Source organism: Marisediminicola senii, assembly GCF_011057645.1.
Taxonomy (GTDB): Bacteria; Actinomycetota; Actinomycetes; order Actinomycetales; family Microbacteriaceae; genus Marisediminicola; species Marisediminicola senii.
The window spans coordinates 1-12,280 of the sequence record NZ_JAALGE010000061.1; the positions used below are offsets into that span (position 1 = coordinate 1).

Here is a 12,280-nt window from a genome sequence, read left to right on the forward strand (position 1 = left end):
CGTGGTCGAGCCCGCGGTCTGAGTCGGGGCGGTTTCTCGGCCGCGTCCGCTGCGGGGTGGGGGGGGGGGGGGGGGGGGGGGGGGGGGGGGGGGGGGGGGGGGGCCGGGGGGGGTCATTCCGGGCCGGTCGGTTCGGTGGGCGGGGCCGGCTCGCCGGGCTGCGTAGGTTCCGGCTCCTGGGGCAGCTCGGGCTGCACTCGCTGCGCGCACGACGATTGCGCGTAGCCGGGGTCCTCGAATGTCGCGCCGTTGCCGAGGGTCACCCGCGTCTTGAGCCGCACGAGGGTGGTTCCGGTTCCGAGCGCGGCTGGATCGGGTGCGACGCCGTTGGTCTGGTACTCCGTCCATTCATCGAGCAACAGTCTGCCGTCGTTGAAGGAGTACAGGTATTCGACGCTCCGCACGTCGTTGTTCACGGGACGGTTCGCGTTGGGCACGCTCCCCGAGATGCAGCCCGCGATCGACCCGCGGGCATTGGCGGGGGTCTCGACGGCGGGAGCGGACGCGGGTCCGCACAGCAGTGACCCGGCGTCGCGGCATCCACGCACCACGACGCTCTGCGCGGTGCCATACACGCCGAGGTTCGCAGCCGAGGTGAGCCACTGGCCGGGCTGCACGGCGAACCAGTCGCCCGCGCCGTTCAGGCGTGCCTCGTAGCGCACGGCGGTGCCGGATGCCACCGAGAGGCTGGCGACCTGCAGGTCCCACTGGCCGCCGCGCGGGGCGAGCACGGTGCCGACCGTCGCCTGGCCGGGTGCGGTGAGGCTGTCGACGGCGCCCGATGCCGACACCGTGCAGTACAGGCCGTTGTCGGCGTACACGGCATAGCGGTAGGCGACGCCGTCGGTGGTGCGCGTGTCGACCCAGCCCGACGACACCGCAGACGAGGAGCCGTCGCCGGTGCCGGGGTTCGACCCGCCGGTGGCGCAGATGGTGGGGATCGCCGCACCGTCGGCGAACCTGCCGATGGTGTAGCGCACGCCGCTGGCGCCGTTCGGGTCGCTCGCGCCCCAGGTGACCTGGATGTTGCCGGTGGTTCCGATCGCCGCGGCGGTCACCCCGCCTGCCACCGCGCCTGGCGCCCCGATGGTCGTGGCGGGGGCAGAGGAGGTGCGGCGCCAGTCGGCGGCGCCCACGGGCGCGGAGTTGCGGGCCCACACCGTCGCGACATACTGCCGGTTGGCGGCGAGCGCGCCGCCGGCGGTGGTGGTGAGCGACCGGGAGCTGGCGGCGACGGCCGTCTCGAAGTCGACGCCGGGGCCGGTGATGCGCACGCTGTAGCCGGTGATCGCGCTGCCGCCGTCGGGGCTCGCGACGCCGGACCACGACACGGTCAGCTGCGGGCTCGCCCGGTTCCCGCCCGCGGCGACCGCCGTGACCGAGCCGGGGGCTGCGGGCAGGAAGTCCGCGGTCAGGGGCGCGCTCGCACTGCTCGGCGTCGACGACCCGATCGCGTTCACGGCGATCGCGCGGAACTCGTACGGCAGCCCGGGGGTGAGCCCGGAGAGTTCGCACACCGGGTTCGTTCCGCAGTCGAACCGGAACCCGCCGTTGCTCGTGCTCACGATCTCGTAGCGCGTGATCGGCGAGTTGTTCGCGAGCGGCGGGGTGATGCGCAGGATGAGCTCGCCCTCCTGGTATCCCGCGGTCGCGGCGACCGGCGCGATGGGGGCATCAGGGCGGTCCTGCACCGAGATGCGCACGGTGCCGTATGCGTACCGGGCGGGGTCGCCCGTCACGTCGGCGACCTGGTACTGCAGGGTGGTGTCGATAGCTTCGGCCGCCGCCGATGCGGTGACCGTGAGGGTGCTGCGGTCGGCGCCCGGCGTGACGCGCACGCCGGCCGGCAGCGAGACGCCGTCCGGCGTACCGATGCCGACCACGCGCAGCGGCGACCCAGGGAAGGGGTTCGCCGCCTCGTCGTTGGCGAGCACGTCGACCGTCGCGGTCCCCCCTCGGGTCACCGTGACGACGTCGGGTGCCGGCGCCGCGATGGGCCGGGTCGACGGCACCACCGACAGGCGGATGCGCCCGGACGCCCCGACCGCCACGTCGTCGCGCACCGAGATGGTCAGCGCGGTACGGGTGCCCTGACTGATGTCGGCGTCGGCGGTGATGCGCAGCGTGGAGCCGGTGATCGTGTAGTCGAAGCCCTCCGGCGGGGTCGAGACGGCGGTGAAGCGCAGCTCGTCGAGGTCGTCGGGGTAGGGGTAGGTGGTGAGCCTGAGCAGGTCGATGGTGCGCGACTCCCCCGGCTGGAACTCGATGAGTCCACCGCCGAACACGGGCGGCTGGTTGTCGCCCGGCACCACGGTGATGGGCAGCACGAGGGTCGCGAACCGGCCGTCGGGGTCGGTGGCCGAGTCACCGTCGGTGACTTCGAAGGAGATGGATGCCGGACCGAAATAGCCCGCCGCCGCGGTGTAGCGCAGGGTCTGGTCGTCGACCACGAGCGCGCTGCCGTCGGATTGGGTCGCCCGCACGGTGGTGCGGTCGGCGAGGCGCACCTCGCGGTCGTCGGCCGCGATCACCCGCTCGGTGAGGTCGATGGTGAGCGGCTGCCCGCTCTGCACGGTGAGCGGCCGCACCGTGCGGTCGACCTGCGGCAGTGCGTCGTCGGATCCGGGAACCCAGACGAACGCGTAGGAGACGATGGCCGCGTCATCCGGATGCGACACCGCGAATGGCACGATCTGGCGGCGCTCGGTCACCGGGATCGTGATGCGCTTGTTCGCGGTGACCATGGCGGAGTCGGCGAAGCTGGGCAGCACCCGTAGCCCGAGCGACGCGACGTCGCCGTCGGCGAAGAACACGTTGCGCAGCACGTCGACGGTCACCGTGTCCCGGCCGGCGATATCGGAGAGGGTGAGCACGGTGTCGCTCGCAGCCGGGTAGGCGCGCGGTGCATCCGGGTCGACGATGACGGTGATGAATGCCGCGCTGGTCGCCCCCAGGCGGTTCTCGATCGTGTAGACGAGGCCGTACCGGCCAGGGGTGGCCGGCGGGGTGACCTCGACGACGTCGTCGGAGATGGTCGCCGCGATGTCGGCGGAGTTGGGTTCGACCGAGACGATCTGGATGGGGCTGCCGTCGGGGTCGGAGTCGTTGGCCAGCGCGCGGATCGAGACGGTCGTGCCTGGGCGCGATGTCACCTCGTCGTCGACGGCGACCGGGTTGCGGGTGTCGTCGGCCCGCTGCACGATGCCGACCCGCACGGTGCCGGTCGCCCGCGCGCCGAGCGAGTCGACGACGGTGTAGTCGAAGGTGTCGGTGCCCGCGGAGTAGTCGCCGGCGAGGTAGTCGATGAAGTCGACGCCGACCTCGGTGACCGAGCCCTTCTCCGGGCTGGACTGCTGGCCGAGCAGCTGCACGGAGTCGCCGTCCGGATCGATGCCGGTGAGCGGCACGGCAATGCGCACGGTCTCCCCTGCGGTGACCCGCGCCACGATCGGGGTGGGGACAGGGGCGGTGTTGGCCTCCAGCACGGCCTCGCGCACGGCGATGCTCACCTGCGCCTGGTCGGCCTGCCCGTCGGGCCCGGTGACCCGGTACACCGCGGTGAAGTTGCCCGTGCGGTCGGGTGCGAGGTAGCGCAGCCGGTTGCCGGAGACGAACAGCAGGCCGGTGCCGCTGGTAAGCCCGGTCACCAGCTGGGGGTCGATGGTGAGGTCGGCGCCGTCGGGGTGCTCGTCGTTCGCGAGCACCGCGATGTCGATGGCGTCACCCGGCCGCACGGTGACGGAATCCGGGGATGCAACGGGCGGCTGCAACCGGTCGGGCGGTGGTATCTCGACCACGGTGATCGTGCCGTCGGCCTCGGCCAGCCCGTTGCTGACGCGGTAGCCCACCGTCACCTGCCCGTCGGCGAGTGGCGCGGTCAGCGTGATGCGCACGGAACGCTGCTCGAGGATGTCGGCGCGCACCCCGGTCGACGGGTCGCCGGGGTCGACCTGGGTGAGCAGCAGCACCCCGCCCGCCGGGTCGATGTCGCGGGATGCCACGTCGACGACCTCGCTGCTGAGGCTCTGCACGAAGACGGTCTTCGGCACGGTGATGGGTGTGGTGTTCGCGCTGGGTGGCTCCGCGACATCCACCCTGATCACCCCGGTCGCGGTCTGGTCGCCGTCCACGTCGCCGACGACGTAGTCGAGGTAGTGGGTGCGCACCTGGTCGCTGGTGAACGTGAAGGTGCCGGTCGACGGGCTCGCGACGATCGTCGACCCCGGCTTCTCCGGCACGCTCGTGAGCCGCACGGTGCCGGAGCCGCCGCGCACGTGGACGAGCGGTTCGATGGTCACCACCTGCCCCGCGTAGGTCGCGACGACGAACGGCTCGGCGATGATCGGCGCTGCCCCCGCAGGCCGCACCGCGACGGTGAGCGTTCCCGCGCCGGTCGCGGTGCCGTCGGAGACGGCGAGTGACACCGCGCGGTTCTGGTCGGTGTCGCCGGTCGCTCCGCCGTGCTGGAACACCACGATGCCCTCGGGGGTGAACGTCACCCTGTCGGGGTCCGGGGTGCCCGCCGCCGCGAGGTAGAACGCGTCGCCGTCGGGGTCGACCCAGCCGCCGAGCACCGAGGTCGACACGCTCGCGCCCGCGACGACGGTGGCGCGCACACTGCGTCGTTGCTCGGGCGCCGCGTTCTCGCCCGGCTCCCTGACCGTCGCGGTGACGGTGGCGGATGCCTCGCCCCCTCGCCCGTCCGAGACGGTGTACCCGAACGACACGGTGCCCGCCGCGCCCTGCGCGAGGGTGAGCTGCACGCTCTGGCCGCTGTCGATGATGTCGAGCCTGCCGACGGACTCGTCGATGGGGTCGACGGCCCCGATCACGAGCACGTCGCCGTTGGGGTCGTAGTCGTTGAGCAGGACGGGAAGGATGCTGGAGCGCCCCGGTCGCGCTCCGAACTGGTCGTCGACGGCCACGGGGGGCGCCTGCTCGCGTTCGTAGTCGGGCGGCGTCTCATCCGCCCCCTCCTCGACCTCCTGCTCGTCCTGCTCGGCGAGGATCAGCTCGTCCCAGTTCGAGATCGACTCGCCGTCGCCCTGCACCGCCCAGGTTCCGCCGGTGCGGGCGTCGTTGAGCACCACGCGGTCGCGGTTGACGCCGAGGGTCAGGCGGGCGGCCTCGCCAGCCATGCCCTCGAGGTCGAACTCGGTGACGGCTGCCCGCTCGCCGCAGGAGCGCCAGGCTGCCCCCGACGACCATGCCGCGTAGGAGCACCCGTCGATCACGACGGGGGCCGCGGGGGCTCCCGCGGTGTCGGTGACGAGCACCTCCGGGGTGCCGCCGTCGAGGTCGACGCCGATCAGGCCGCCGTCGTGGGCGATGAGCACCCTGGTGCCCGCGCCGCTCGCGCGCTGCAGCACGGCACCGCCGGTCGGGTCGATCAGGCCGGAGAGGTCGGTCTCGGTGCCGCCGATCGAGAGCGTGCCCGTGTCGCGGTCGAGCAGCACCCAGGTGTCGCCGACGGCGGTGATCGTCACGTCGTCGCCCGGCTCACCGATCGCGGCATCCCAGGTCTGCTGCACGCCGTCGACCGAGGCGGCGGTGATTCCGGGGTCGATCCGGTAGACCGCTGCCGCGTCGGCGGAATAGAGGTAGATGGTGCCGTCCGGTTGCACGTCGACCGCGGAATCCGCCCCGATGCTCAGCGTCGGGTCGGCGGCCGGGTCGAAGTCGCCGATCGCCGAGACCGGGGTGATCCACACCTCGCCCGACGCGGGTTCGTGGATCACGGTGCGGTCACCCGCGAGGTGCACCGACGGCGACGCGGCGGGGAGCGCCACGCTCTCGACCGATTCCGCGGTCGCCGTGTCGACCAGGTCGAGGCGGGAGTTGCCCCGGTCGACGAGCAGTACGGTCGCGCCGTCCTGTACGACGTCGATGTCACTGCCCGCGGTCGCGACCACGGTGTCGAGCGCGAGGATCTCGGTGTTCGCCCGGCCGATCACCTGCCGTTCGCCGTTGGCCACCCAGACCGACCCGTCACCGAGGTCGAGTCGCTGCGCCTCGTACCCGCCGGAGACGATGGCCGCCGTCGCGACCAGTGCGGCAACGACGACGCCACTCGTCGCCGAGATGGCGAGCGAGCGGTGCTTCGCGACCCACGCCCTGATCATGCAGGCCCACGCGCCTCAGTCGGGGCAGTCGCCGCCGTCGCCGGAATCGGGGCTGCGGTGGCGGGCGTCGTGCGTGCCTGGTCCGTCACGGGGCCAGTTCCACGCACTTCTCGTTGCTCCGGGCGCCTTCCCGGCCTTCCCGGTTCACCGAGATCGAGATGCACACGGTGTCCCCCGGTTCGCCGTCCACGGTGAATGCCGCGCGGCTCTGGATAGTCGATTCGATTGCAGAGGTGCTGATCTGGTAATTATCGCCCGGGAGGATGCCGGGGTCATCCCAGGTGAACTCGACCGAGGTGCCCGACGTCACCGATTCGATGTTGGTGACCACCGGGATGTCGCCCCGCCCCGACTGCACGAGGGTCGCGGTGAGGGCGCTGCCGAGCCCGACGACGAGAACCCCCGCGCCGATCAGGGCGGGCAGCCACCAGCGGAACTTGCGCGCCTGGTCGGCCTGCCCGTGCGTCGAACTGCCGGTGCGGCGCTCGGAACCGGTGGAGCGCAGCACGGGGGCGATCGCGACCACGTCGTCACCCACGGCTCTCCGCCGCCGGCGCGGGATGCGGTTCACTGCCGTGGCGACGCCGCGCACGCGGGTCTTGTCTTCGAGGTCGCTGACGCTCGTCCGCGCCCAGTCGTCCATCGCGACCTCGGCCGCGGTCTGCGAGACGCCGAGCTCCGACTCCACGGACTGCAGCTGGTGGACCAGGTCGAGCACGCTCTCCGGCCGGGCGTCGGGCTTGCGCGACATGGCTGCCTGCAGCATGCGCTCAAGGCTCGCGGGCACGTCGGCACGCCCGATGGGCTGCACGCGGGCGCGGTCGATCCGCGACATAAGGTCGCTCGGCCGGTTCTGCTCGCCCGGCAGTTCGAACGGCGACCGTCCGGCGAGCAGCGTGTACACGGTGGCGGCGAACGCCCATACCTCGGAGCGCACGGTGCCCGGGGTGTCGTCGTGCAGCACCTCGGGGGCCGACCACGGGATCGACATGCCGACGGCCTCCTGCGTGACGGCGTCGGCGAGGCTCGCGGCGATGCCGAAGTCCGACAGCACGGGGTGCCCGTAGGCGGTGAGCAGGATGTTCGACGGCTTGATGTCACGGTGCAGGATGCCCGCGCGGTGCGCGGTTTCGATGGCGCTGCCCACCCGGATGGCTACCCTGAGCACCTCGGGCACCGGGATGCGTTCGCGGCGGTAACGCTCACTGAGCGCCGAGGAGCAGAATTCCATCACCAGGTACGGCCGGCCGTCGGACGACACCCCGGCCTCATACACGGTGAGGATCGACGGGTGGGTGCTCAGCTGCGCCATCAGGTTGGCCTCGGCCTGGAACATCTGGCGCACCTGGTCGGTGACCATCTCGCTGAGCATGACCTTGACGGCGACCTTGCGCCTCGGCATGTTCTGCTCGTACAGGAACACGTCGGCGAAGCCACCCGACCCCAGCACGTGGAGGTAGGAGAAGCCGGGGAGCACCGGCGGCTGCGACGGCAACCGTCTGGCCATGCTGACCCCTTCGACATGCGGCAGAAATCGACCGTGCGCCGCGGGTATCACGCATCGATGTAGTCGGTGAATCCTACCAGCGGGGCCTGCGGAACTCCCGGTGAGAAGCGGGTTCGGTGCACCGCGGGTACCCCCAGAATGGGGTGCATTCCACGGCCCGGTGTACCCCGTATCGCCGCAGGGTCAGCCGCCCGGGGTGAGCCAGCGAGTGTCAGCCGGCGGGCGGCGGCACCCGGGGAACGGTCATGTCGATGTCGTGCGATCCCGGACTCGATGCCACGTCGACGACGACCACCGTGACGTTGTCGCGACCGCCGCTCTCGAGGGCCGCGGCGACGAGGGCGTTCGCGGTGGTCGACGCGTCCTGGCCGCGATCGAGCGTCTCGCGCAGCTCCTCGTCGTCGACTTCCCTGGTCAGTCCGTCCGAGCAGATCAGCAGCCGGATGCCGGCGCGCACGGGCAGCAGCCAGAAATCGGCCACCGGCTCGGCATTGAACCCGACCGCACGGGTGATGACGTTGCTCTCGGGGTGGGTCTCGGCCGCGGCCCTGGTGATGACGCCGGCGTCGACGAGTTCCTGCACCACGGAATGGTCGACGGTGATCTGGTAGAGCTCCCCCGCCTCGAACACGTAGACGCGGGAGTCGCCGACGTTGAAGACCACGAAGTACGGCTCGCCGCCCTGGATGGTCAGGGCAGCACCGGTGACGGTCGTGCCGACCCCGACCTCGTCGACGTCGTCGGCGAGCGCGATGTCGACGGTGGCCTGGCGCAGCGCCGCGCTGATGATCTCCTCGTCGATGGCGTCGGACGATGGGATGCCGGCGAGCCGGGCGACGACGGACGAGCTGGCGACATCGCCTGCCGCGTGACCGCCCATGCCGTCGGCGACCGCGAAGACCGGCGGCTGCGCGATCAGGCTGTCTTCGTTGAGCTTGCGGCGGTGGCCGATATCGGTCGCCGCGCCCCAGGACAGGCTCACGCTGAGGTGGTCGGCCCCGGGGATGGTCACCGACTGCTGCGTCGTCGACTGCCCGATCTCGGTCACGACGTGACCTCGACGGGGCTGGTGCCGCGGTGGCGAGCGGTGCTGCGCGGGTTCGCCACGAGGCGCGGGTCAGGAAGGATCTCCACGATGTTTCCGTCTCCGATGTTCACGAGCGTGCCGGGTACTGCCACTATCGACTCTCCTGGGCGGAGCAGTACGGGCGCGAGGCCGGGCATGGTGACAACCGTACCGTTGGTGGAGTGCATGTCGGTGACGACCACCGACGACCCTCGCTGGTGCACGGTGAGGTGGGTCGCCGACACCGCAGACGTCGACGAGGTGACGGTCAGCAACCGCGGTGCGACCGGTCCAGGCACCCGTGGCCCGGACGGGCGGCGGCCGATGATCGTCGGAACGTCGAGCTCCAGGGGGGCGCCCGCATTCACGGCGATGCGGTGGAGGTGGTCGGCGGGGGCGGGCACGGTGCCAGCCTAGGCCGGGCTGCCAGTGGCATCCGGCGCGCGAGACCCCGAGAACACTGCCACTATCGAGCAATGACGAATGCACCCAGGACCGCCGCGAGGACCGCGCACCTCGACGACGTGTCGAAGGCCATCGTGGAGCAGCTGCAGGACGACGGGCGACGCTCCTACGCCGACATCGGCAAGGCCGTTGGGCTGAGCGAGGCCGCGGTGCGGCAACGCGTGCAGAAGCTCACCGACGCGGGAGTCATGCAGGTGGTCGCGGTCACCGATCCGACGCAGCTCGGGCTGCTCCGCCAGGCGATGGTGGGCATTCGGGCCACCGGCGACACGACAGCGGTGGCCGATGCCCTCGCCGCCCTGGCCGAGGTCGACTCGGTCGTGCTCACGGCAGGGAGCTTCGACATCCTCGTCGAGGTGGTGTGCCAGGACGACGACCAGCTCGTCGAGCTGCTCAACGGCCGCATCAGGGCGATCCCCGGCGTGGTGTCGACGGAGACCTTCCTCTACCTCACCCTGCACAAGCAGCACATCAAGTGGAGGGCACGGTAGCGCGCGTCACCCATCGGGTGTGAATGCATCGGGGGTGGACGCATCGGGTGCGAACGCCCACTCCGGCAGGTGGCCGACGGCGAATGCTTCGGCGAGCAATCCGGCCACCGTGCACTCCGGATCGATGCGCAGCGCCTCGTCGACGTACACCGCGGCGACGCTGCTGCGACCGAGTGCCCACTCCATCCAGCCGAGCATGCACAGCAGTGGCGGCCGGTCGAGGTCGTCGGCCAGCGCGGCGAGCACCCGCCACGCGTCGATCGAGCGTCGCATCCGTTCGCCGTCCGGGCGCGGCCCGATGCCCGCGAGCAGCCGCGAGGCAGTGGCCCGTTCGGCCTCAACCCGCTCGGCGGCAGCCCGCTCAGCGACAGTCTGGTCGGCAGCAGCCCGGTGCCGAGGGTCATGCGTCAGGTTGACCGGACTCAAGCGCCGTCCCATCGCCACCCCGAAGGCGACCTGCAGCAGTGTCGAGTCGCGCAACGGGAAGAGGCGCAACCCGAACACTGCGGTCGCCGCGAGCTCGGGCGCGGGCGGTATCGGCGACGCCAGCAGCTTCTCCACGGTGCTCGCGAAGTCCACCAATGTCTCGACCAGGTCGCTGGCCTCCTGGCCATAGTCCATCGTCCCGTCGTCGTCCGAGCCCATCACGTCGTCGAGCGCGTCGCGTAGCGTGTCGAGGCGTTCGTCGAATGCCTCCTTCAGCATCGGGTCGACCGGCGGGAGCGTGGCGCCGTGCTCGATCGGACGCGGCGCGACCGGCGCTTCCCCGGCCATTTGCCGCCCGGCCGGTGACCCGGTGATGAGCGCGAGCGGCCGCCCTCCCGGTGGGCATTCCGGGTCGAGGTACGAGCCCCAGCCGTCGGCTGCGACGCACAGTGCATCGAGCACGGTGAACCCGCTGAACCGCGCCCTGGCGATGACGGCGCGCATGAACGGGCCGAGGGGAAGCCGATCGTCGATCCTGGTATCGGTGTAGGCGATGGCGACGACGGCATCGACCTTCGGAATGCGGCAAAACATGCCCAAGACCGAGGTCGCGTGCCTCTCGCCGGTCCCGATCGCGGTATCGGCAGGCAGCCCGAAGCGCATGACGCCCCGGGTGCGCCGGCCCTCGAACGCGACCAGCACGACACTGTTCTCGGGGAGGTAGCCGGCGAGGTAGGGCACGACGGAGAGGAAGTCGTGCGGTGAGCGGGTAGTGACGACGTGGTTCATCGCCCCAGAATGCGGTGGTCAACCGCCGCGCGGGCCTTTCCCCGGCGAGGTGTGGATGACTTCGCGGATCGTCACCGGTGCAGACCACAGTCCGGACACTGCCGACCGCCGACCGTCCGACCGCCGGCCGCCGACCGCCGACTGTCCGGGCGTCAGGCGAACAGTGCGGAGATCTCGGCGACCTCGGCCCGAGACGGGGTCCACGCCGTTCCCGCGGCGGCGTTCTGGGCGATCTGGGCGGGAGTGGTGGCGCCTGCGATCACGCTGGTGACTGCGGGTTGCGCGAGCAGCCACGCGAAGGTGGCGTCGAGCATGCTGACGCCGCGCTCGTCGCAGAACCGCGCGTATGCCTCGACGGCATCCCAGGGTGCCGCCTCGAGCAGCTGTGGCTTGCTGTGCACGAGGCGACTGTCGGCCGGGCCGCCGTCCCGGGTGAACTTGCCGGTGAAGAGCCCGTTGTAGAGCGGAAAGTAGGGCAGGAAGCCGAGGCCGAACTCCCGGACCGCTGGCAGCACCTCGTCTTCGACGTCGCGCACGATGAGGTTGTACTCGTCCTGGGCCGAGATGAACCGGGTGTGCCCCCGCAGCTGCGCGACGTATTCGGCCTGGGCGATCTGCCACGCGGGCAGGTTGGAGTGCCCGATGTAGCGGATCTTCCCCTCGGCGATGAGGTCGTCGAGCGCAGACAGGGTCTCTTCGATCGGGGTCGACGGGTCCGGCGCGTGCAGTTGGTACAGGTCGATCCAGTCGGTCTGCAGTCGCCGCAGCGAGCCCTCGACGGCGAGGCGGATGTACCGGCGAGATCCCCGCGCGTTCCAGTCGGGACCGTTCGCGCCCGCCATGTCCATCCCGAACTTGCTCGCCAGTACGATGTCGTTCCGCCGACCGCGCAGCGAGGTACCCATCATGGTCTCGCTGAGGCCGCGCTCTGCGCCGTAGATGTCCGCGGTGTCGAAGAGGGTCACCCCGGCGTCGATCGCCGCGTCGATGACGGCGTCGGTTCCCTCCTGGGTCGCAGTGGCCGTGCCCGCGCGGCCGAAGTTGTTGCAGCCGATGCCGACGGTCGAGACGACGAGGCCGGAGGGTCCGAGGGTGCGATATTCGATGTCGGTCACGAGTGAAGCCTAGGCGTCCCGTCCTCCCCCTGGCCCGAAGAGTGAGGCAATCCCACGAGGTGCCGGGGCCTGTCGATCGGGGGCTCGCCGGGGCTAGGGTCGACGCATGACCAGTGCCGCAACCATCGCCGCCTCCCCCGCTGCCGCCCCTGCTGCTGCCCCTGCGACTGACGCCCCCGCCGCCGCCCACGCCCCCGCCCCCCCCCCCCCCCCCACCCCCCCCCCCACCCGCCCCGAACCCCCGGAACCCGCCCGCCTCCCCCGCCCGCGGTCCGCCCCCCCCCGCCCCCCCCCGAGCG

At 71.5% G+C, this 12,280-nt stretch carries 7 protein-coding genes; 1 reads left to right on the forward strand and 6 read right to left on the reverse strand.

What is annotated here, in order from left to right; genetic code table 11:
* Positions 1–113: 113 nt before the first annotated feature.
* The 4 genes from G5S38_RS14115 to G5S38_RS14130 all read right to left on the reverse strand — a co-directional run bounded on the left by G5S38_RS14115 (position 114) and on the right by G5S38_RS14130 (position 9,099).
* Positions 114–6,122, reverse strand: a complete 6,009-nt coding sequence (locus G5S38_RS14115; RefSeq protein WP_165069945.1) for an Ig-like domain-containing protein — start codon at positions 6,120–6,122, stop codon at positions 114–116.
* An 85-nt stretch (positions 6,123–6,207) separates the two neighbouring features.
* Positions 6,208–7,629 (reverse strand): serine/threonine-protein kinase, encoded by a 1,422-nt coding sequence (locus G5S38_RS14120; protein WP_165069947.1) that lies wholly within the window; start codon positions 7,627–7,629, stop codon positions 6,208–6,210.
* A 211-nt stretch (positions 7,630–7,840) separates the two neighbouring features.
* Complete coding sequence (locus G5S38_RS14125; protein WP_165069949.1) at positions 7,841–8,677, reverse strand: PP2C family protein-serine/threonine phosphatase; 837 nt, start codon at positions 8,675–8,677, stop codon at positions 7,841–7,843.
* Positions 8,674–9,099: an FHA domain-containing protein gene (locus tag G5S38_RS14130; RefSeq protein WP_165069951.1), complete on the reverse strand. Its 426-nt coding sequence runs from the start codon at positions 9,097–9,099 to the stop codon at positions 8,674–8,676. The genes G5S38_RS14125 and G5S38_RS14130 overlap by 4 nt, the downstream gene beginning before the upstream one ends.
* A 72-nt stretch (positions 9,100–9,171) precedes the next feature.
* On the opposite strand from G5S38_RS14130, the gene G5S38_RS14135 reads away from it, so the two are divergent.
* Positions 9,172–9,651, forward strand: coding sequence for an Lrp/AsnC family transcriptional regulator (locus G5S38_RS14135; protein WP_165069953.1), 480 nt, complete (start codon positions 9,172–9,174; stop codon positions 9,649–9,651).
* Between the two features lie 6 nt (positions 9,652–9,657).
* Here the strand turns inward: G5S38_RS14135 and G5S38_RS14140 are convergent, their stop codons facing one another.
* Both G5S38_RS14140 and G5S38_RS14145 read right to left on the reverse strand, forming a co-directional pair.
* Entirely contained in the window at positions 9,658–10,866 is a 1,209-nt protein-coding gene (locus G5S38_RS14140; protein ID WP_165069954.1) for a DUF4192 domain-containing protein, read from the reverse strand.
* Between the two features lie 152 nt (positions 10,867–11,018).
* Positions 11,019–11,981: an aldo/keto reductase gene (locus tag G5S38_RS14145; RefSeq protein WP_165069956.1), complete on the reverse strand. Its 963-nt coding sequence runs from the start codon at positions 11,979–11,981 to the stop codon at positions 11,019–11,021.
* Positions 11,982–12,280 lie beyond the last annotated feature (299 nt).

What these genes read in the sequence shown, in the direction of transcription:
- G5S38_RS14135 (WP_165069953.1), top strand. Translation starts at nt 9,172, where the DNA reads ATGACGAATGCACCCAGGACCGCCGCGAGGACCGCGCACCTCGACGAC.
- G5S38_RS14120 (WP_165069947.1), bottom strand. Translation starts at nt 7,629, where the DNA reads ATGGCCAGACGGTTGCCGTCGCAGCCGCCGGTGCTCCCCGGCTTCTCC.
- G5S38_RS14115 (WP_165069945.1), bottom strand. Translation starts at nt 6,122, where the DNA reads ATGATCAGGGCGTGGGTCGCGAAGCACCGCTCGCTCGCCATCTCGGCG.
- G5S38_RS14140 (WP_165069954.1), bottom strand. Translation starts at nt 10,866, where the DNA reads ATGAACCACGTCGTCACTACCCGCTCACCGCACGACTTCCTCTCCGTC.